General features: G+C 62.1%; 19 protein-coding genes. 8 read left to right on the top strand and 11 right to left on the bottom strand.

Annotation, left to right across the window (positions count from 1 at the left end):
- Positions 1-196 precede the first annotated feature (196 nt).
- Positions 197-835: a GNAT family N-acetyltransferase gene (locus ACTJLA_RS26205; RefSeq protein ID WP_054898553.1), complete on the bottom strand. Its 639-nt coding sequence runs from the start codon at positions 833-835 to the stop codon at positions 197-199.
- Between the two features lie 48 nt (positions 836-883).
- On the opposite strand from ACTJLA_RS26205, the gene ACTJLA_RS26210 reads away from it, so the two are divergent.
- Complete coding sequence (locus ACTJLA_RS26210) at positions 884-1,756, top strand: undecaprenyl-diphosphate phosphatase (protein ID WP_057977087.1); 873 nt, start codon at positions 884-886, stop codon at positions 1,754-1,756.
- A gap of 106 nt (positions 1,757-1,862) precedes the next feature.
- On the opposite strand, the gene ACTJLA_RS26215 is transcribed toward ACTJLA_RS26210, so the two are convergent.
- The 5 genes from ACTJLA_RS26215 to ACTJLA_RS26235 all read right to left on the bottom strand — a co-directional run bounded on the left by ACTJLA_RS26215 (position 1,863) and on the right by ACTJLA_RS26235 (position 6,393).
- Entirely contained in the window at positions 1,863-2,816 is a 954-nt protein-coding gene (locus ACTJLA_RS26215; RefSeq protein WP_054918716.1) for a Dyp-type peroxidase, read from the bottom strand.
- Between the two features lie 46 nt (positions 2,817-2,862).
- A complete protein-coding gene (locus ACTJLA_RS26220; protein WP_054918718.1) occupies positions 2,863-3,681 on the bottom strand; it encodes a sugar phosphate isomerase/epimerase family protein in 819 nt (272 codons plus the stop codon).
- Between the two features lie 2 nt (positions 3,682-3,683).
- A complete protein-coding gene (locus tag ACTJLA_RS26225) occupies positions 3,684-4,883 on the bottom strand; it encodes an NAD(P)/FAD-dependent oxidoreductase (protein ID WP_054918720.1) in 1,200 nt (399 codons plus the stop codon).
- Positions 4,880-5,206, bottom strand: a complete 327-nt coding sequence (locus ACTJLA_RS26230) for a MocE family 2Fe-2S type ferredoxin (RefSeq protein WP_034127287.1) — start codon at positions 5,204-5,206, stop codon at positions 4,880-4,882. The genes ACTJLA_RS26225 and ACTJLA_RS26230 overlap by 4 nt, the downstream gene beginning before the upstream one ends.
- A gap of 104 nt (positions 5,207-5,310) precedes the next feature.
- The gene (locus ACTJLA_RS26235; RefSeq protein ID WP_314544392.1) at positions 5,311-6,393 is read right to left on the bottom strand and encodes a fatty acid desaturase family protein; all 1,083 of its coding nucleotides are present in this window, start codon (positions 6,391-6,393) and stop codon (positions 5,311-5,313) included.
- Positions 6,394-6,554: 161 nt separating this feature from the next.
- Here ACTJLA_RS26235 and ACTJLA_RS26240 point away from each other — a divergent pair, with 161 nt between their 5' ends.
- Positions 6,555-7,604, top strand: a complete 1,050-nt coding sequence (locus ACTJLA_RS26240) for a LacI family DNA-binding transcriptional regulator (RefSeq protein ID WP_313044408.1) — start codon at positions 6,555-6,557, stop codon at positions 7,602-7,604.
- Positions 7,605-7,622: 18 nt separating this feature from the next.
- On the opposite strand, the gene ACTJLA_RS26245 is transcribed toward ACTJLA_RS26240, so the two are convergent.
- On the bottom strand, positions 7,623-9,584 hold the full coding sequence (locus ACTJLA_RS26245; protein ID WP_313044407.1) for a sigma-54 interaction domain-containing protein: 1,962 nt from the start codon (positions 9,582-9,584) through the stop codon (positions 7,623-7,625).
- Between the two features lie 188 nt (positions 9,585-9,772).
- Here ACTJLA_RS26245 and ACTJLA_RS26250 point away from each other — a divergent pair, with 188 nt between their 5' ends.
- Genes ACTJLA_RS26250 through ACTJLA_RS26260 form a run of 3 tightly spaced genes read left to right on the top strand, consistent with a single transcriptional unit; the run spans position 9,773 to position 12,514 of the window.
- Positions 9,773-10,789: a Gfo/Idh/MocA family oxidoreductase gene (locus ACTJLA_RS26250; protein WP_313044406.1), complete on the top strand. Its 1,017-nt coding sequence runs from the start codon at positions 9,773-9,775 to the stop codon at positions 10,787-10,789.
- A complete protein-coding gene (locus ACTJLA_RS26255) occupies positions 10,789-11,568 on the top strand; it encodes a TIM barrel protein (protein ID WP_197901141.1) in 780 nt (259 codons plus the stop codon). Before ACTJLA_RS26250 ends, ACTJLA_RS26255 begins: the two co-directional genes overlap by 1 nt.
- Before the next feature lie 19 nt (positions 11,569-11,587).
- Positions 11,588-12,514 (top strand): sugar ABC transporter substrate-binding protein, encoded by a 927-nt coding sequence (locus ACTJLA_RS26260; RefSeq protein WP_198861894.1) that lies wholly within the window; start codon positions 11,588-11,590, stop codon positions 12,512-12,514.
- Between the two features lie 117 nt (positions 12,515-12,631).
- On the opposite strand, the gene yghU is transcribed toward ACTJLA_RS26260, so the two are convergent.
- Positions 12,632-13,459, bottom strand: a complete 828-nt coding sequence (gene yghU, locus ACTJLA_RS26265; protein WP_313044405.1) for a glutathione-dependent disulfide-bond oxidoreductase — start codon at positions 13,457-13,459, stop codon at positions 12,632-12,634.
- 95 nt (positions 13,460-13,554) lie between these two features.
- Between yghU and mug the strand changes: the two genes are divergently transcribed.
- Both mug and ACTJLA_RS26275 read left to right on the top strand, forming a co-directional pair.
- Positions 13,555-14,088: a G/U mismatch-specific DNA glycosylase gene (gene mug / locus ACTJLA_RS26270; RefSeq protein WP_034127279.1), complete on the top strand. Its 534-nt coding sequence runs from the start codon at positions 13,555-13,557 to the stop codon at positions 14,086-14,088.
- Between the two features lie 30 nt (positions 14,089-14,118).
- Complete coding sequence (locus ACTJLA_RS26275) at positions 14,119-14,715, top strand: glutathione S-transferase family protein (protein WP_034127278.1); 597 nt, start codon at positions 14,119-14,121, stop codon at positions 14,713-14,715.
- 132 nt (positions 14,716-14,847) lie between these two features.
- Here the strand turns inward: ACTJLA_RS26275 and ACTJLA_RS26280 are convergent, their stop codons facing one another.
- Entirely contained in the window at positions 14,848-15,615 is a 768-nt protein-coding gene (locus tag ACTJLA_RS26280; protein WP_072448670.1) for an SDR family NAD(P)-dependent oxidoreductase, read from the bottom strand.
- A gap of 138 nt (positions 15,616-15,753) precedes the next feature.
- Here ACTJLA_RS26280 and ACTJLA_RS26285 point away from each other — a divergent pair, with 138 nt between their 5' ends.
- Positions 15,754-16,902 carry an aldose epimerase family protein gene (locus ACTJLA_RS26285; protein ID WP_057977072.1) on the top strand — a complete coding sequence of 383 codons (1,149 nt, stop codon included), beginning with the start codon at positions 15,754-15,756 and terminating at the stop codon, positions 16,900-16,902.
- A gap of 69 nt (positions 16,903-16,971) precedes the next feature.
- Here the strand turns inward: ACTJLA_RS26285 and araH are convergent, their stop codons facing one another.
- Together araH and araG are read right to left on the bottom strand one after the other, a co-directional pair.
- Positions 16,972-17,940, bottom strand: coding sequence for an L-arabinose ABC transporter permease AraH (gene araH / locus ACTJLA_RS26290; protein WP_005787495.1), 969 nt, complete (start codon positions 17,938-17,940; stop codon positions 16,972-16,974).
- 9 nt (positions 17,941-17,949) lie between these two features.
- On the bottom strand, positions 17,950-19,338 hold a 1,389-nt coding region (araG, locus tag ACTJLA_RS26295), incomplete at its 5' end, for an L-arabinose ABC transporter ATP-binding protein AraG (protein WP_440842431.1).

The raw sequence follows: 19,338 nt of genomic DNA on the forward strand, positions 1-19,338 counted from the left end.
CATCCATGGCGCGGGGCGGCTAACCCGGCGTCCTGCCGGGTTACCCACGAATTCAAGCCTGCGTTCGGCCAGCGTGGTTTGACGGGGCGCTTAAGATCAAGATCAAAAGCAGATCAAGAGCAAGATCAAGAGCGGCTCGCTTCGCATCGTGGTTACCGCAGGATATCGATGCTCATCGAGAGAAAGCCCCAGCCCCTCAATGCAACGAAGCCCGGGTAATCAGGTAACTCACCAACTGCGGATCATCCTCCAGTTCAATCATCTGCACCGGACGCGGCAAGTTATCCAGCACGGTGCGCCAGAACGCCTGGGACACCTCGTCCTGATCATAGAAACGCACCAACCAATTGGCCGCGCCGCTGCACAGCACCTGGCTGGCAATGGCACGGCCGATGCCTTTGCGGCGGTAGCGCTTGAGGATGAACAGGTCAGCCAGTTCCAGGGCGTCGATGCCCGGCAGTTCGCTGCTTTCGATCAACAGGAAACCGGCGATATAGCCGTCTACCAGCAACAGGTTGGCGCTCCATTGCGGGTCGCTCCAGTAGCGGGCCAGGTGTTCGTCATGGATGTAGTAACGCCCATCGGCCTCGACATCTTCCTGTTCCCAGTCCGAAGACTCATAGGCGTAGTACTGGTAAAGATTGCGGATCAGTTCAGCTTCTTCAGGGCCGGTCTGGATCAATTCGACGGTGGTTTCAGGCATGGGGCTCTCGGTGGAAAAACGCAGGGCGCCATTGTTCACAAAAGTGCTACCCACGCCAATGGCCTGGCGAATCCTTTCTATTAGCTGAACCGATTGCAAATAGCGGTTGCCCTGGCCGAAATCCTGAAACATTTAGAATAAACTTCGCCGGTTTCCCCCTATTGCTCAAGGACACGTATTTTGACCAACGTCTGTACCGCCGGCCTGGATGTGGGCTTTGCCTCCCTGGATTACCTGCAAATCTTCATCCTTGGGGTGATCCAGGGCATTACTGAATTGCTGCCGGTGTCGTCCACCGCCCATATGCGCGTTGTGCCCGCCCTGCTCGGCTGGCAAGACCCCGGCTCGGCGTTTTCCGCGGCCATGCAATTGGCGGCGCTGGCGGCGGTAGTCAGCTATTTCTGGCGCGATGTGCGTCAGGTCACCACCGGCAGCATCAGTGCGGTGCGCCGGGGCGACTACAACGACCGCTGGTTCAAGCTCGCCGTGGCGATTGTGCTGGCAACCGTACCGATTGGCATCGCCGGCCTGGCGTTGTCGTCGACCTTGAATGCCTGCAACTCACCCTTGCGCGGGCTGATGGTGATCGGCATTTCCTGCGTGGTGATGGCGGTGCTGCTGGCAGTGGCCGAACTGCGTGCCCGGCATACACGCGACGTGAGCCAAATGCGCCTGCGCGATGCCTTGATTGTGGGAGTTGCGCAGATTGGCGCGTTGATACCGGGCGTATCGCGTTCGGGCTCCACGTTGACCGCGGCGCTGTTCCTGAATTTCAAACGCGAAGAAGCGGCGCGGTTTTCCTTCCTGCTGGGCCTGCCGGCCATCGCCCTGGCCGGTTTGAAAGAGCTGTGGGTATTGCTGCACGCCGACCTGCCCGCCCACGCCTGGCCCCATTTGATGTTCGGGCTGGTGGTGGCCAGCGTCTCGGCGTTCTTCGCGATCTGGGGCCTGATGAAGTTTCTGGAACGGTTCTCCACCTGGCCGTTCGTGATCTACCGTGCGCTGCTGGGGGTGTTTTTGATCGTGGCCGTCAGCACCGGCCTGCTTACCTGACGCTTGTAGGAGCGAGCTTGCTCGCGAAAAACGTCAACGATAACGCGGGCATTCTGTATGTTCGCGGTGGCCTTGGTTTTTTCGCGAGCAAGCTCGCTCCTACAGGTTATTGGCGGTCGGCCAGTGCTTCGAGCAAGTCGGCCGAGGGCACGAAGAACAGGCCGCCGGTCACCGCCGTGCTGAAGTCGAGCAAGCGGTCGTAATTGCCGGCCGGGCGGCCGACGAACATGTTTTCCAGCATCTGTTCCAGAGGCTGAGGCGAGCGTGCGTAGCCGATGAAATAAGTGCCGAATTCGCCCGCGCCTGGGCGGCCGAAGGGCATGTTGTCGCGCAGGATCTTCACTTCTTCACCGTCCTGGTCAGTGATCACTGTCAGGGCGCTGTGGGAGTTGCTCGGCTTGGCGTCTTCGTCCAGTTCGATGTCCGATAATTTGGTGCGCCCGATCACCTTCTCTTGAGCCTCCACCGTCAAGCCATTCCACGCGGTCATGTTGTGCAGGTATTTCTGCACCAGCACATAGCTGCCGCCTTCGAACTCAGGGTCTTCATCGCCCACCAGGGTAAACGCCTCGGCCTTGCGCCCCACCGGGTTCTCGGTGCCGTCGACGAAACCGATGATGCTGCGCATATCGAAGTAGCGAAAGCCCTGGACCTCATCGACCACCTTCACGCTATCACCCAGGGCCGCCATCAGCTGGGTCGCCAGCTCGAAACACAGGTCCATCTGCTCGGCACGGATGTGCAGCAGGATGTCGCCGGGGGTCGACACTGCCTTGCGCCCTTGCACACCGAACTCGCGAAACGGATGCAAGGCCGCCGGGCGCGGCGCGCCGAACAGGCGGTCCCAGGCATCCGAGCCAAACCCGCAAACGCAAGTCAGGTTGCCCGAGGGCACGCGCTTGCCTACCGAGCGCACCAGGCCTGCGATGTCGGCGCACCAGGCCCGCACGTTTTCAACCGCATCGGGCGCCAGGGTGGCGACCATGAAGATCGCGCTGCTGGTGATCGGGTGGCACACCGATTGTGGTTCGAGCGGGGGACGGACGGGGCAGGTTTTCATGGGCATTCCACAGGCTGAGGGCGGTGAACCCGCGCAGATTAGCAGATCATCGATGGCAACTGGCCCACACCAGGCGAATCAGGGCTTTGAGCTTGAGCGCCTCGGCCCAGCGATCGGTGAGTTCGCGGCCCTGTGCGTCGGTAATCGCATAGGGTGGCGGGCCCAACTCGCAAGTGAAGGACAAGCTCTGCGGACTGTCAGCGCGGCCCAGCCAGTGTTCGATCCCGTAGCGCCACCAGCCGGTAAACCGCTCGACCCACGGTTGGTGCTGGGGGAAATCCAGACCAACCTGCACCTGTTCGCTGCTGGCGATGCGGCCATGAAAGCCCCAGCTGTGACGCAGGATGGTGCGTATCTGTTCGTCGTCTTCCACACTGCCGGGCTCGGGCAACTCGCGGCCAACCACGTAGTGGGAAAGGTCTGCGAGCAGTTTCAGATCGGGCATCTGTGCCAGCAGATCGAGGGTGAACAATAGGTCGTTGGTGAGCCGGTAACGGTGGGTTTCCAGCAGGATCGGGAAGTCCACCTGTTCGGCCAGGCGTTGCCAGCCGTCGATCAGCCTGGCCGCCTCGGCCTGGGTACGCGGGCGCACGTCGGCTTGCAAGGTGAGGTGGTGACAGCCGTGACGGCTGATCACCTCCAATGCCCTGGCTAGATCTTCCACCGATTGCGGGAACAGTTGCCCTTCAATCTGCAAGCCCCTGGCCGTGGCCGCCGCGTGCAGGCGCTGCACCGATGCAGGTGCCCAGTAATGGTCGGTGATGCCGTCATAACCGGCGGCGGCGATGCGGTCCAGTTGCGCTTCGAGGCTGCCGGGCTCGGTTTGCATGGCCCACATCGATTGGAATACTAACAACTGGTGCATGGTCAGCCTCGCAATAACAGCTTCAGGGATACCTCAGGGTCGGCCAGGCTGGCCGGGTTGAGCGGGATTCGGGCAGTAATCAAGTGCTCGCACAGCTTGATGTCCTTGGCTGCGCGGTTACCCAAGGCCCAACTGCAGGCGCCCTGCAAACGGTGATGGTCGTCCAGGTAGAACAGCAGCTGGCCGCCGTCTGGCAATTCCCGGCGAACCATCAGCGCCGTCATCACCCCGACGGTGTGCAAGCCCCACGCGTATTGATCGGACCAGAAACCCGGGATCGTCTCGAACGCCAGCTCCCGCCCCAGCAGGTTCAACGCCGCGAGACGGCCCTGGGCTTCGGCGTTGCGCCAGGTTTCCTGGCGCTGATAAAGGTCCGCTAGGCGAAACTCGCACACATCCCCCGCCGCATAGATATCCGCCGCACTGGTGCGCAACTGCGCGTCGACACGAATGCCCTGCCCGACTTCCAAGCCCGCCGCCGCGGCCAACTCGATGTTGGGCTGCATGCCAATGCCGACCACCACCAGGTCGCAGGGCAGCCGTTGCCCGTCGACCAGTTGCACGGCGTCGACGTGGATGCACTCCAGCGCGACGTTCAAACGCACATCCACACCCTGCTCACGGTGCAAGGCCAGCAACGCGTCACTGATCACCGGCGGCAAAACCCGCCCTGCCAACCGTGGCCCGGCTTCCAGCAACGTAACCTCGCAGCCCAGGCCCCGCGCTGTCGCCGCCACCTCCAAGCCGATAAAACCACCGCCGACCACCACCAGCCTGGCGCCTGGCTTTAATTCATTGCGCAAGACCAACGCGTCATCATGGGTGCGCAGGTAAAACACGTTGGCCTGCTCTTGGGGTAAGCGTCGCGCCCGGCCTCCGGTGGCCAGCAGCAGGCCGGCGTAGGTCAACCATTGGCCATCGGCCAATTGCAGCCGGTGGTGCTGGGGCTCCAGGCGGCTGACCGGGTTGGCGGCGATATGCTCGACCCCGAGCGCCGCCAACTGCTGGCTGTCGCACAGGCTGCATTGCGCCAGGTCGCTCGAACCTTGCAGCAAGCCCTTGGACAACGGTGGCCGTTCGTAGGGCAGATGCGCTTCATCGCCGATCAGGATCAGGCGCCCGCTGTAGCCTTCTTCACGCAGGGTCAGTGCCGCACGGCCACCGGCATGGCCGGCGCCGACGATGATCAGGGGGGCGTTCATCCTTCGGCCGTGACGGCGAGCAGCACCCGCCCCGCATCCACCCGCACGGGGTAGGTCTTAAGGTTGACGCACACCGGCGCGCCCAAGGCCTTGCCGGAGCGGTAATCAAAGCGCCCGTTGTGCTTGGGGCACTCGATCACATGGTCCATCACCAGGCCGTCGGCCAGGTGGATTTTCTCGTGGGTGCACAGGCCGGCGGTGGCGAAGAATTCGTTATCGGCTGAACGGAACACCGCGTAGGTCTGCGCGCCGTGGTCGAAGCGCAGCACGTCTTCTGCTTCTATTTCGCCCACGGCGCAGACGTCGATCCATTGATCGTTCATACATTTATCTCCAATGACTGGCTCTTACTCTGTAGCGAGCGAGCTTGCTCGCGCTGGGCTGCGAAGCGGCCCTGGATTCGTCTGTACGGTGTAGGTCTGAAGGGTTATTGGGGCTGCTGCGCAGCCCAGCGGGAGCAAGCTCCCTCGCCACGGGTGGGGCGTTGGACGAAATAGCTGGGGTCGCTGCGCTGGCGCCAGATCGTCGGAATGATTTCCTGGTAGGCCTGCCACAAGTTGGCATACGGCGGCGGGCAGTCGCTGCGGATCTCTTCGTGCAGTTGACTGAGCGCGTGGTAAGGCACCATCGGGTACATGTGATGTTCGAGGTGGTAGTTCATGTTCATGTAGATAAAGCGCAGCACGCGGTTCATGTAGATGGTGCGGCAGTTACTGCGGTGGTCGAGCACATCTTCGGCCAGGCCCACGTGTTGGCTGATTCCAAACAGGTAACCGAGCCACGCGCCATAGAGGCTGGGCAGGCCCACCAGCATCAGCGGCAACCAGCTGTGCAGGTACAGCGCGGTGCCGATGATCAGGGCGTAGAGGCCGACCCAGATACGTGCATCTCGGTACACCTTGGGCCATTCGGATTCGGGGATGAAGTCCTGCTCCTGGGCGCTCATTCGCCCGAGCGCATGGCGAGCCACGCCGCTGAAAGTCTTCCAGGCCAGAGGCAGGTTGAACAGGCTGAGGACCATCATCCATAAGCTCGGCGGGCGCGGTTCGACGATCTCCGGGTCCCGACCGACGACGATGGTGTCGGTGTGATGGCGGGCATGGCTCCAGCGCCACACGTGGGGTTCGAAGAGGCACATGAAGCTCGCCACCTGATACAGCGCATCGTTCATCCAGCGGGTCTTGAAGGCCGTGCCGTGGCCGGTTTCGTGCCAGCGCGGGTTGGAGGCCGTACCGTAGAGCACACCGTAGGCGATAAAGAATGGCACGCAGGCCCAAGTGCCCCAGAACCAGTAGCCGCCGACACCGGTGGCCAACAACGTCGAGAACCACAGGGCGGTGTCGCGCAAGGCCGGGCCGTCACGGCGTTGCATCAGGGCTTTCATGCGATTGCGCGGGATGGGCGACTGGTACCAACGGGCCGAGACCAGGCCCTTGTCGGCGGCGCGGGCCGCTTCGGGGCCGGTGAGGCTGTAGTCGCGCCGAGCGCGGTGAGCGGTGTGTCCAGGCATTGTTATTGTTCTCCGCAAGCGTGGGTTTCAGGGGCTTTGCGAAACCCACGATAGAGCGCGGTTAAATCACCCTCAAGGCCTTGAATCCATTCCCTATCAAGCTATCATCCAGGCCCAGCGGGGCTTGATAGTTTTCTATCAAGACGCTCAAGGGGCCTGCCATGCACAACAACAAACGCCCAACCATCGCCACCGTTGCCGCCCATGCGGGGCTCAGCGTAGCCACCGTCGACCGCGTGCTGAACGCCCGCGCGCCGGTCAACCCCGGCACGGCCGAACAGGTGTTCCAGGCCGCCGAAGCGGTGGGCTATTTCGCCGCACGGCTGATCGGCCAGCGCATTCGCGAACGTCGGCCCACCTACCGTTTCGGCGTGCTGTTGCTGGGCACAGCCCAAGCCTTTTATGCGCAGTTGGCCCACGCCATCAGCGAGGCAGCGCAGCATCACGCCACCGCCAACCTGAGCTGCCAGTTCGACTACATCAACGACCGCACGCCCTCCGCCATCGTCGCGCAAATCGAACAACTGGCCGTGCAGTGCGACGCCCTCGCGATAGTCAGCTTCGCCCATCCGTTGATCAACGCCTGCCTGGCGCAGATCCGCACAGCGGGCGTGCCGGTGGTTGCCCTGCTCTCGGACATCCATGAACACGCTGCCGAACCCTATGTAGGCCAGGACAACCACGTGGTCGGGCGCACCATGGGCTGGCTGCTGGCGCGCACCTGCGGCGCACGCAAAGGCAGCGTGGGCATCCTGTTGGGCGGCCATCGTTTCCTCGGCCATCAGGCACGGGTCGAAGGCTTGCACAGCTACCTGGCCGAACACGCGCCGGGGCTCAAGCCGTTGGAGCCGCTGATCAACCTGGACAACTGCGACATCACCGAAGAAGCCACCCTCGACCTGCTCAGCCGCCATACCGATTTGCGTGGGTTATGTGTGGTGGGCGGTGGTGGCGACGGTGTGATCAACGCCTTGGCGCAACTGCCCAAGCGCCCGGCGCTGTGCTGCATCCTGCAAGAGTCCACGCCCTTGTCGCGTCAGGCATTGAGCAACGGGTTGATTGATGTGGTGATGGACTCGCAACCACGGCAGACGGCCGTAGCGCTGGTGGAATTGCTGGTGCGCTTGCAGAGTGATGAGGGGTTTGACCCATTGAGGCACCGCGTGCATATACCGCCGCAGATAGTGACCCCGGAAAACCTGTGCAGCTGATCGGTTTGGCTTGAGGTTTCAGCGCTCACGGAAATCGGCGGCGCTCAAGCCAAACCGACTCATCTTGTTGTACAGACCGCCCCGCGACACATCCAGTTGCTGTGCGGCCAGACGAATGTTGCCGCGGGTGCTGGTGAGCGCGGCAACGATGGCGTGCATTTCATGGCTGCTCAAATCCTGCGCGGGCTGGGGCTGGTAGGCGCGCAACGTGGTGCGTTGCGGGGTTTCCAGCGGCAAGTCGGTCGATTGAATCAGCTCGCCCATCGCCAGGTTGGTCGCCCGCTCAATGACGTTCTCCAGTTCACGCACGTTGCCCGGCCAGCCATGGGCTGACAGCAACGCCAACGCATCCGGCGCGAAACCTTGCACCGCTTTACGTAGCGAGCGGGCACAGCGCTGCAGGAAGTGCCGCGCCAGCAATGGGATATCGTCACGGCGCATGCGCAGTGGCGGCACGCTCAGGTTCAGCACGTTGAGTCGGTAGTAAAGGTCTTCACGAAACGCACCCTCGGCCACCGCCTGGCTCAGGTTGCGATGGGTGGCGGCGATGATGCGCACGTCGACTTGCCGCGATTGCTTGGCCCCGACGCGGGTGATTTCACCCTCCTGCAAAACCCGTAGCAGACTGACCTGGGCATCGAAGGACATGTCGCCGATTTCATCCAGGAAGATGGTGCCGCCATCCGCCAGTTCGAACTTGCCTGCCGCCCCACCCCGCGCCGAGCCGGTGAACGCGCCTTCGACGTGGCCGAACAGTTCGCTCTGCACCAGGTCCCGTGGGATCGCGCCGCAGTTGACCGCCACAAACGGGCCGTTGCAACGCTCGCTGCCGTTATGAATGGCCTGGGCAAACAGTTCCTTGCCGGTGCCGCTTTCGCCGAGGATCAAGGTGGTGGACTCGCTGCGACTGGCGATACGCCCCAAGTGCAGTGCGTCTTGTATGGCCCGCGAGGTGCCCAGGATGGTCTCGAAGGTATAGCGGGCCTGGGTGCCGATAATGCGCCGGGTAATCTCGCGGATACGGCGGTTTTCGCGCACCGACACAATCACCCCACCCTGCTCCAGTGGGCATACCGAAACCAGGCAGGCGAGTTGGCTGCCGTCGTGCAAGTAGAAGGTGCAATCGCGGTCGCGCACAGGCTCACCCAGCGCGTCGCTCAATTCGCTGCGGCCCAAACGCTGGAAAGGACTGCCGATCAACTCGCGCCCCACCCCGAACAGTTGCCGCGCATAACGGTTGAGTGCCTTGATGCAGCCACGCTCATCGAGCACCACCAAGCCTTCGTTGAGCACTTCGAGTACGGCCTGTTGCTCTTCCAGCAACACCTGCAGCGCCATCTGCCGCGACACCGCCTCGGCCGCCGCTTGAACGGTGCCCAGGGTATGGAAATGAAACCAGCCGGGCTCGGCGGTCAGGGTGAGCATGGCCAGGGTCTGGCCTTGGGCATCTTTGATCGGCGCGGCGGCGCAGTGCATGTGGCGCTGGCGCAGGCCGCTGGCGAAATTTTCTTCAGCCAGCACATACACCAGGCGATCTTCGGCCAGGGCCAAGCCGGTGCAGTTGGTGCCTTGCACCGATTCGAGCAAGCGACTGCCCACCGGGGTGATGTCCAGCCCGCAAAAATACAGAGTCGTGCCCTCGGCATCCGTGAGGTTGATATGCCCCCGCGGGTTGTAAGCCAGCAATCCATGCATAACCTGCGCGGCGGCGGCGATCAGGGCGCGATGGTGGGCCAGGGTCGCCGCCAGCGCATGAGGCGCAACAAAGCGGTAGTCGCTGTTACCGGGCTCGATACCCGCCTCGACACTGCGTCGCCAGGAATCCCAGATGACCTGGCGTACGCCGTCGGGACGCACGACTTGGCCAGCCAGGCATTGGCGCCACGCCTGTTCCAACGCGGCAATGGGCCCGTCGTTCAGCGCGGCAGGCCCCAGGTTCGTGAGGTATTCGAGGTCTTGCACACTGAACGCCTGGGTCATTGCGGTTATCCATGTTCATATTTTCGACATGTCAGTATAGACATGTCACAAACATGAACACTTTTTGTTTAATTAAAATAATAACCCCATATAAATCAGTTAGTTATAAATTGGCACAGGCCTTGCTCCTGTCCCCATGTCACCCAGGACGGTCCTGGGGGCCCACAACAACAAGAGGGGGTCGTTTCATGAGTACACAGAACATCCGCCTGGGCTTGATCGGTGCCGGCCGCATGGGCAGCTTCCATGGCCTTACCGCCGCACGCCACATCCCCGGTGCCTGCCTCGCCGCCATCGCCGATCCCGTCCCAGGCCAGGCCGCTCGCCTGGCAGCAGAACTGGGGGTGGACAAGGCCTACACCGACCCGCAACAGCTGCTGGACGACCCGGACATCGACGGCGTGCTCATCGCCGCCCCTGCCCGTAGCCACGCGGAGCTGGTGATCAACGCCGCACGCGCCGGCAAGGGTATCTTCTGCGAAAAACCCATGGCGATCACGCTGGACGAAGCCGACCGCGCCATCGCCGCCGCTGTCGATGCACGGGTGCCCTTGCAGGTCGGCTTCAATCGGCGCTTCGCCAAGAGCTTTCGCACGGCGCACCTCGACGTCGTCGCCGGACGTATTGGCACGCCGCAGCTGCTACGCTCGCTGACCCGCGACCCGGCGCTGAACAACCCGGCCAACTCACCGCAATGGGTGATCTTCCTCGAAACCCTGATCCACGACTTCGACACCTTGCGCTACCTCAACCCTGGGGCCGAAGTGGTACAGGTGCAGGTGATGGCCGACGCGCTGATTGCCCCGCAACTCAAAAGCCAAGGTTTGCTCGACACCGCCGTGGTCACCCTGCGCTTTGACAACGGCGCCATTGCCACCGCCGAAGCCAGCTTCCAGGCCGTGTATGGCTACGACGTGCGCGGCGAAGTGTTCGGCAGCAAGGGCATGCTGAGCATGGGCAGCCTTAACGACTGCGACCTGGTGCGCTACCTGGCCAAGGGCATCCAGGCAGACACCCAGCGGATGGACACCGACCTGCTGCGCGACGCCTACATTGCCGAGCTCAACCACTTTGTCGACTGCCTGCGCAGCGGCGCCAAGCCCCTGGCCAGCGGTGAAGATGCGCGTGCAGCCCTGGCAATTGCCCGTGCCTGCATTGAGTCGTACCAAACCGGCAAGGCCGTGGTCGTTCAAGGAGCCCGCTGATGATGCCGTTCAAATTGGCCGTCAGTGCCGAAATGGTGTTCCTCGACCTGCCCTTCATCGAACGGGTCAAACGTATTCATGCCTTGGGCTTCAGCGCCGAAATCTGGAGTTGGGCCGACAAGGACATCAATGCCTTGGCGGCGACGGGCGCGGACTTCACCTCGATGACCGGCTACCTCACCGGCACCCTCACCGAGCCCGACGGCATCCGCCAATTGCTCGACAGCGCCCGTGAGTCCCTGGGCATTGCCGAGCGCCTCAATTGTCCCAGCCTCAATCTGCATGGCACGGGCCTGGGTGAAGGCGGCCTGCCCGTGCAGCCCGTCAGCCACACCACCGGGCGCATGTGGCTGAGTGCTTGCAAGAGCCTGGAAAAAATCGCGCGCCTGGGAGAAGACGCCGGCCGCGTGTTCCTGCTGGAAAACCTCAACACCGCCGTCGATCACCCAGGTACACCGTTCGCACGTGCCGACGACACCCTGGCCCTGATCGAAGCCGTCGGCAGCCCACATTTGAAGATGAACCTGGACCTGTACCACGCGCAGATTGGCGAAGGTAACCTGATCGAATTGATCCAGCGCGCTGGCAGCGCCATCGGCGAAATCCAGGTCGCTGATGTGCCTGGACGCAAGGAGCCCGGCACGGGCGAAATCCACTACCCGGCCATTGCCCGGGCCTTGCACGCCATGGGTTACACCGGTGTGGTCGGCCTGGAGGGCTGGGCCAGCGGCGACAGCGAGTCGGCCCTGGAGCGTTTCCGTCAGGCATTCACCCTATAACAATAAAAGGAACAGCCTCATGCACCGTTATTCATTACTAGTGGCCGCGCTGTTGTTGGTGTTCAGCCAGTGGACCTTCGCTGCCTATCGCATCGGCGTGAGCATTGCCCGGGTGGACGATAACTTCATGACCTATGTGCGCACCGGCCTGGAGGCGGCAGCCAAACACCAGGACGTGCAGATCCAATTCGAAGACGCCCAGGGCGATGTAGTGCGCCAGCTCAATCAGGTCGAAGGCTTTCTCAACCAGAAGGTCGATGCGGTGATCGTGCTGCCGGTCGACACCGCCGCCACCGCCAACATCACCCGCGCAGCCGTGGCGGCGAAGACGCCGCTGGTGTACGTCAACCGCCACCCGGATGAGCGTACGCTGCCTGAGGGCGTGGTCACCGTGGCCTCCAACGACATCGAAGCGGGGCAATTGCAGATGCGTTACCTCGCCCAAAAAATGGGTGGCAAGGGCAACGTGGCGATCGTCATGGGCGACCTTGCGCAGAACGCCACCCATGCCCGCACCGAGGGGGTCAAACAGGTGCTCAAGGACTTTCCGGGGATCAAGATCGTCGAGCAACAAAGCGCCGAATGGCAGCGCAGCAAGGGGATGGACCTGACCAGCAACTGGTTGCTGGCCGGCACCCCGTTCAATGCCATTGTCGCCAATAACGATGAAATGGCGATTGGCGCGGCCATGGCCTTGCAGCAAGCGGGCAAGGCCAAGGGCGAGATTGCGATTGTCGGCATCGACGGCTTGCCCGATGGCCTGGCAGCGATCAAGCGCGGGCTGCTGGCGGGCTCAGTGTTCCAGGACCCCAAGGCCCAGGCTGCCCAGGCCGTACAAGCGGCGGTGCGGATGATCAAGGGCGAGCAAGTTGACGCGCAAGTGTGGGTGCCTTTCGAGCTGATCACGCCTGAGCAGGTGGGGGTGTTTGAGCAGCGCTACAAATAACTCGAACAATCAGCTGGATACTATCGAAGGCAGAAGCGGCAACTGTGGCGAGGGAGCTTGCTCCCGCNCGCTTCGCGCCCCAGCGGGAGCAAGCTCCCTCGCCACGTGGTTATCGTATCAATCCAGGTCACTTGCATCATGGCGCTCGGGCAACTGATCATCCCCCGACACCCGGTTCACCCGCCGCCCACGCTGCACCGCCGGCCGCGCATCAATCGCATCCGCCCAGCGCATCACATGCTTGTATTCATGCACCGACAAAAACTCTGCCGCACCATACAAGCGGCCTTTGACCAACCCACCGTACCAAGGCCATATGGCGATATCGGCAATGGTGTATTCATCCCCGGCGATGTATTGGCTGACCGCCAGGCGCTTATCCAGCACATCCAGTTGGCGCTTGGTCTCCATGGCGAAGCGGTTGATCGGGTATTCCATCTTGCTCGGCGCATAGGCATAGAAATGCCCAAAGCCGCCCCCCAGGTAAGGCGCGCTGCCCATCTGCCAGAACAGCCACGACAGGCATTCAGCCCGGGCGGCGGGCTGCGTAGGCAGGAACGCACCGAACTTCTCGGCCAGGTACTGCAAAATCGCGCCTGATTCGAACACGCGAATAGGTGTGGCGCCGCTGTGGTCCATCAGCGCAGGAATCTTCGAGTTCGGGTTCACCGCCACAAAGCCACTGCCGAACTGGTCGCCGTCGCCGATCTTGATCAGCCAGGCGTCGTATTCGGCGCCGCTGTGCCCCAAGGCCAGCAGCTCTTCCAGCAGGATCGTGACCTTCTGCCCATTGGGCGTGGCCAGGGAGTATAACTGCAGCGGGTGCTTGCCCACCGGCAGCGGCTTTTCGTGAGTGGCGCCGGCGATGGGCCGGTTGATGCTGGCGAAGGTGCCGCCGCTTTCGGTGTCCCAGGTCCAGACTTTGGCAGGTACGTACTCGGTCATAATCAATGCTCCAGAGGCGCTTGCGATCAACTAAGCGCTCCAGACTAAACCAAAGGTCGATGATTCGTCACACCTATCAGCATGGAAGATCCGGCATGAATGATCGACTCGACGACCTCCTCGCCGACCACTTGCACGTACTGTTCTGCGGCATCAACCCTGGCAAGGGCTCGGCAGCCCTCGGCCTGCATTTTGCCAATCGCAGCAATCGTTTCTGGCGCACCGTGCACCTGGCCGGTTTCACGCCCAATGAAATTCGCCCGCAAGACGGCGCCACCTTGCTGCACTACGGTTGCGGATTGACCACTTTGGTGGCACGGCCAACGGCCAGTGCAGGCGAGTTGGCGCGGCATGAGTTCCAGGACGCGGCTGCGGCGCTCGAACATAAAGTTCGCCGCCATGCCCCGCGTTTCGTCGCGTTCCTCGGCAAGCCCGGCTATAGCGCACTGACCGGCCAGCGCGAGGTCGCCTGGGGTTTGCAAGCGCAGCTACTGGGCGACGCCTCGGTATGGGTGCTGCCCAACCCCAGCGGGCGCAACCTGGCGTTCAGCCTGGATCAATTGGTGCAGGCGTATCGGCTGCTGCACAACGCCGTTGCGCAATCCAGGCCCGCGCCCTTAATCTCGTGAGCCCAACACCCTGTAAGCAATGGAGGCTGCATGAAACTGGTCGGAATGCTGGACTCGCCCTACGTACGCCGCGTGGCTGTTTCCCTGGAGTTATACGGGGTGGACTTCGTGCATGAACCGCTGTCGGTGTTCAGCACTTACGCTGAATTTGCCCAGATCAACCCGGTAGTCAAGGCCCCTTCCCTGGTGCTGGACGATGGGACGATGCTGATGGATTCGAGCCTGATCCTCGATTACCTGGAAGCGCTGGCGCCGGCTGACAAAAAGCTGCTGCCCCAACAACCGGCGGCACGCGCCCGCGACCTGCAACTGCTTGGGCTCGCGCTGGCGGCCTGTGAAAAAAGCGTGCAGATCGTCTATGAACACAACCTGCGCCCCGCTGAAAAATTGCATGCGCCTTGGCTTGAGCGCGTTACCGGGCAATTGCTGGCGGCCTATACGTTGCTGGACAAGCAACTGGCGGGCAACGAGGCGCTGACCCAGGCCTCCCTCACCGCAGCGGTCGCCTGGTCGTTCAGCCAGTTCACCGTGGCCTCGGTGGTGAAGGCCGATGCGTTCCCCAACCTCAAGCGCCATGCCGAACGCCTGGAGCAGCACCCGGCGTTCAAGCGTTACCCCATCGAATGAACTCGCCCTAATGTGTAGGAGCGAGCTTGCTCGCGAAAAACTCATAGACGCCGCGTTTACTCAGGCTACACGCGTTATCGTTGACGTTTTTCGCGAGCAAGCTCGCTCCTACAGGGAGCCCTGTTGGTGTCGCTACACCCACCCGCCGTCGACGATAAAGTTCTGCGCCGAGCACATCGCCGAGGCATCCGAGGCCAAAAACAGCGCCATGTTGGCGATGTGTTCCGGCATCACGCTGCCGGGCAGGCACTGACTGCGGGCGATGAGCTCCTTGGCGGCGTCGTCGACCCACATGGCCAGTTGTTTTTCGGTCATCACCCAACCCGGCACCAAGGTGTTGACGCGGATATGGTTGGGCCCCAGTTCACGCGCCAGGGCTCGGGTCATGCCGTGGGCGGCAGCCTTGCTGGCGGCGTATACGGGGTAGCCGGCCGAGGCCATCATCCAGCCCACCGAGCCCAGGTTGATGATCGAGCCGCTACCAGCCTCCTTCATCATGGGCACCACCGCCTTGGCGGCAAAGAAGGCGTGCTTGAGGTTGACCGCAATCAGTTGGTCGAACATGTGCGAGTCGATTTCTTCCAGGCTGTGGCGCACATCGTTCGCCGCATTGTTGACCAGTACCGTGATCGGCCCCAGGGAGTGCTCGAAACGCCCGATCGCCGCACGGTAGCCGATCTCGTCGGTGATATCGCAGCACTCGAACTCGACACTCTGGCCTTTGGAGTTGAGCAGCGCCGCCAAGCGTTCACCCTGGCTCTGTGCACGGTCCACAAACGCCACCTTGGCACCCTGCGCGGCGAAGGCCCGCACCATGAACTCGCCAATCCCCGAAGCCCCGCCGGAAACCAGCACGGTTTTGTCCTTGAGGTCGGGATAAATCGCTTGCTGGGTAGTCATAACAATGAGTGCTCCGCTTAATTAGTCTTATTTTATTTTGCAAGAACGGCGTTAAAGGCTATAAATCTGCTGTCATATCGACAAAATATCTCAAATTAGTAGAACTATTCCAGCAAAACAACAAAAGGAAGTTCGACCATGAAGCACCCTCGATACCTGCTGTCCGGCCTCGCGCTGTCTATGCTGATCGCCAGCGGCGGCGCGCACGCAGCCGGCCTTAGCAGCGAACACAAACCCTTCGGTAAAACCAACGATGGCACCGCCGTCGAACAGTACGTGTTGCGCAACAGCCACGGCATGCAAGCCACGGTGATCACTTACGGCGGTGTGCTGCAGTCGCTCAAGGTGCCGGACAAACACGGCAAGCTCGACGACGTGGTGCTGGGCTTCGACGACGTGCAAGGCTATCAAGGCGGTACCGCGTTTTTCGGCGCCACCATCGGCCGCTTCGGCAATCGCCTGGCCGGCGGCGCCTTCGAACTCGACGGCAAACGCTACCAGGTGCCGCTCAACGACGGCCCCAATTCATTGCATGGCGGCGCCCAGGGCTTCGACAAGCAGGTGTGGCAAGCCAAATCGGTCAAGGACAAAGACTCGGTGGGGGTCACCCTCACCTACCTGTCCAAGGACGGGGAAATGGGCTTTCCGGGCAACTTGAAGACCGAGGTCACCTACCGCCTCAACGACAACAACGAACTGCACATCGACTACACCGCCACCACCGACAAACCGACGGTGCTCAACCTCACCAACCACAGCTACTTCAACCTGGCCGGCGCGGGCAACGGCGACATTCTCAAGCAGGTCGCCACCTTGCACGCCAGCCACTACACACCGGTGAATGCCACCTTGATTCCCACCGGCGAACTGGCGCCGGTCAAGGGCACGCCCATGGACTTCCTGAAGCCTACCGCCATCGGCCAGCACATCAAGGACGACCATCCGCAGCTCAAATTCGCCGAGCCCAAACAAGGTGGCTTCGACTTCAACTGGGCGCTGGATACCAAAGGGGACGTCAAGCAGTTGGCCGCCGAGGTGCATGATCCTGAATCAGGACGGCGTTTGCAGCTCTACACCACAGAGCCCGGCGTACAGTTTTATACCAGCAACTTCCTCGACGGTTCGGTGAAGGGCAAAGGCGGCAAGACCTATCAGCATTGGAGTGGGTTTACTTTGGAGACCCAGCATTTTCCGGATGCGCCTAACCAACCGAGCTTTGCCTCGACCCGCTTGAATCCTGGGCAGACTTACACCCAACACACTATTTTCAAGTTCACCGCTGATTAAATTGTGGGAGCTGGCTTGCCTGCNCGCAGGCAAGCCAGCTCCCACATTGGTTTTTCACAGCGCCTGGGCTCAGCGTTGTTTCATGCGGTCGATGACCACGGCCAACAGCAGGATCGAACCGCGGATCACATACTGGTAAAAGGTATCGATGTTCTTCAGGTTCATCGCATTCTCGATGATCGCCAGAATCAACACCCCGGCAATCACATGGCGGATCATGCCGATGCCGCCGCTCAGCGACACCCCACCCAGCACGCAGGCCGAGATCACCGTGAGCTCGAAGCCCTGGCCGATCATCGGCTGGCCGGAGGTCATGCGTGAAGCCAGGATCACTCCCGCCAGCGCGCCAATCAGGCCGTGCACGGCAAAGATCAGGATCTTGGTGCGGTCAACGTTCACGCCCGCCAGCAGCGCCGCCTCCGGGTTACCGCCGATGGCCATGGTGTTGCGCCCATAGGTGGTGTAGTTGAGCAGCCAGCCGAAGAACAGGAAGCAGACAATGGTGATCAGGATCGGCACCGGCACACCAAACAATTGGCCGTTGCCGAACACGAAGAATTGCTCCTGGGACACGCCTACGGCCTTGCCGTCGGCAAAGATGTAAGCCAGGCCGCGCACGATTTGCATGGTCGCCAGCGTAGTGATCAAGGCGTTGACCCGCAGCTTGGCGATCACGATGCCATTGATCAACCCCACCATCAGGCCCATCAGCAGCGCTGCGCCAATGCCCAGCATCACGCTGTCGGTATCGCGCATCACAATCGCCGCAACCACGCCGGCGCAGGCGATCACCGAGCCTACCGACAAGTCGAAGTGCCCCGAGGCCAGGCAGAACAGCATGGTGCACGCGGCGATGCCCACAGTGGAAATAGCCAGGCCCAGACCGCGCATGTTCAGCGGCGAGAGGAAGTTATCGATCAGCAGCGCGCACAGTACGAAGATGCCGACCGCCGCCAAGAGCATCGCCCAGTTATCGAGCAATGCGCGCATATCGAGGGGTTTGCGTGCCGAGGGCAGCGCGTTGTTTTGGATAGTCATGGTCGTCTCTCAGTTCGCCAGGCCGCGTGGCAAGGCCAGTTGCAGCAGGTTGGATTCAGTCGCGTGCTCGCGCAGTTGTTCGCCGCGCAGGGCGCCTTCGCACAGCACCAGGATGCGGTCGGAGATGCCCATCACTTCCATCAGGTCGCTGGACACCACGATCACCGCTATACCGCTGGCCGCCAGGTTATGGATGATCTGGTAGATCTCCGACTTGGCGCCGATGTCGATACCCCGGGTGGGCTCGTCCAGCAGCAGGACCTTCATCGGCATCGACAACCAGCGGCCAAGGATGGCTTTCTGTTGGTTGCCACCGGACAGGTACAGGATCTTCTGCGCCGCGTTCGGCGTTTTGACCCGCATCGCCTGGATCTGTCGGTCGGCGTTACCTTTCTCCCAGCCTTCGCGCAACAGCCAGCCAAAGGTGGAATGGGCGCCACGGGCGCTGATGTTGATGTTCTCAGCGACGCTGCCCAGCGGGATGATGCCCTCTTTCTTGCGATCCTCCGGACACAGCAATACCCCGGCGGCGATGGCGTCGCGGGGTGAGCGCAGTTGCAGCGCTTGCCCGCACAGTTCCAGGCTGCCGGCACTGGCGCGCTCCAACCCACTGAGCAGGCGAAACAGCTCGGTACGCCCCGCGCCCACCAGCCCGAACAGGCCCAGGATCTCGCCCTTGCGCACCTCAAAGCTGATCGGTTCACGCAGGCCAGGACCGAGCAAGCCGTCTACCTTGAGCGCCACTTCGCCCTGCTCACGCGGTCGGTAATCGTAGATATCCTGGATATCGCGACCGACCATGCAGGTCACCAGTTGATCGTGGGTCAGCGTGTTCATGTCCTCGAACGTACGCACGTAGCGACCGTCCTTGAAGACCGTCACTGCGTCGCAGATACGGAACACTTCTTCCATACGGTGCGACACGTAGAGCACTACTTTGCCCTCCTCGCGCAGGCGCGTGATGATGGCCATCAAGCGGTCGATTTCCCGCGCCGAGAGGCTACTGGTCGGCTCGTCAAAGGCGATCACATGGGCGCCACGGGACAGCGCCTTGGCGATTTCCACCAATTGGCGCTGGCCCAGGGACAGGCGCCCGAGTTTTTCGTCGGGGTCGATTTCATCGGCCAGCCCCTTGAGGCAGGCCAGGGCCTGCTTGCGCAGCAGGCTCCGGTTGACCACGCCAAAGCGCGTGGGTAAATGCCCGAGGAACAGGTTCTCGGCCACGCTCATTTCCGGCACCAGGTGCAGCTCCTGGTGAATCACCGCCACACCGCTGGCGATGCTGTCGGCGGCGCATTTGAAGGCCATGGTCTGCGCGCCGATCTGCACCGTACCGCTGGACGGAATGTAGGCGCCGCCGAGGATTTTCAGCAGGGTCGACTTGCCGGCGCCGTTCTC

Origin of the sequence: Pseudomonas sp. 22072 (assembly GCF_052046095.1) — a bacterium.
GTDB lineage: Bacteria > Pseudomonadota > Gammaproteobacteria > Pseudomonadales > Pseudomonadaceae > Aquipseudomonas > Aquipseudomonas paracarnis.

Bases quoted from the DNA above. Each gene is read 5' to 3' on its own strand.
- ACTJLA_RS26205 (WP_054898553.1), bottom strand. From the start codon at position 835: ATGTTTCAGGATTTCGGCCAGGGCAACCGCTATTTGCAATCGGTTCAG.
- ACTJLA_RS26215 (WP_054918716.1), bottom strand. From the start codon at position 2,816: ATGAAAACCTGCCCCGTCCGTCCCCCGCTCGAACCACAATCGGTGTGC.
- ACTJLA_RS26220 (WP_054918718.1), bottom strand. From the start codon at position 3,681: ATGCACCAGTTGTTAGTATTCCAATCGATGTGGGCCATGCAAACCGAG.
- ACTJLA_RS26225 (WP_054918720.1), bottom strand. From the start codon at position 4,883: ATGAACGCCCCCCTGATCATCGTCGGCGCCGGCCATGCCGGTGGCCGT.
- ACTJLA_RS26230 (WP_034127287.1), bottom strand. From the start codon at position 5,206: ATGAACGATCAATGGATCGACGTCTGCGCCGTGGGCGAAATAGAAGCA.
- ACTJLA_RS26235 (WP_314544392.1), bottom strand. From the start codon at position 6,393: ATGCCTGGACACACCGCTCACCGCGCTCGGCGCGACTACAGCCTCACC.
- ACTJLA_RS26240 (WP_313044408.1), top strand. From the start codon at position 6,555: ATGCACAACAACAAACGCCCAACCATCGCCACCGTTGCCGCCCATGCG.
- ACTJLA_RS26245 (WP_313044407.1), bottom strand. From the start codon at position 9,584: ATGACCCAGGCGTTCAGTGTGCAAGACCTCGAATACCTCACGAACCTG.
- ACTJLA_RS26250 (WP_313044406.1), top strand. From the start codon at position 9,773: ATGAGTACACAGAACATCCGCCTGGGCTTGATCGGTGCCGGCCGCATG.
- ACTJLA_RS26255 (WP_197901141.1), top strand. From the start codon at position 10,789: ATGATGCCGTTCAAATTGGCCGTCAGTGCCGAAATGGTGTTCCTCGAC.
- ACTJLA_RS26260 (WP_198861894.1), top strand. From the start codon at position 11,588: ATGCACCGTTATTCATTACTAGTGGCCGCGCTGTTGTTGGTGTTCAGC.
- yghU (WP_313044405.1), bottom strand. From the start codon at position 13,459: ATGACCGAGTACGTACCTGCCAAAGTCTGGACCTGGGACACCGAAAGC.
- mug (WP_034127279.1), top strand. From the start codon at position 13,555: ATGAATGATCGACTCGACGACCTCCTCGCCGACCACTTGCACGTACTG.
- ACTJLA_RS26275 (WP_034127278.1), top strand. From the start codon at position 14,119: ATGAAACTGGTCGGAATGCTGGACTCGCCCTACGTACGCCGCGTGGCT.
- ACTJLA_RS26280 (WP_072448670.1), bottom strand. From the start codon at position 15,615: ATGACTACCCAGCAAGCGATTTATCCCGACCTCAAGGACAAAACCGTG.
- ACTJLA_RS26285 (WP_057977072.1), top strand. From the start codon at position 15,754: ATGAAGCACCCTCGATACCTGCTGTCCGGCCTCGCGCTGTCTATGCTG.
- araH (WP_005787495.1), bottom strand. From the start codon at position 17,940: ATGACTATCCAAAACAACGCGCTGCCCTCGGCACGCAAACCCCTCGAT.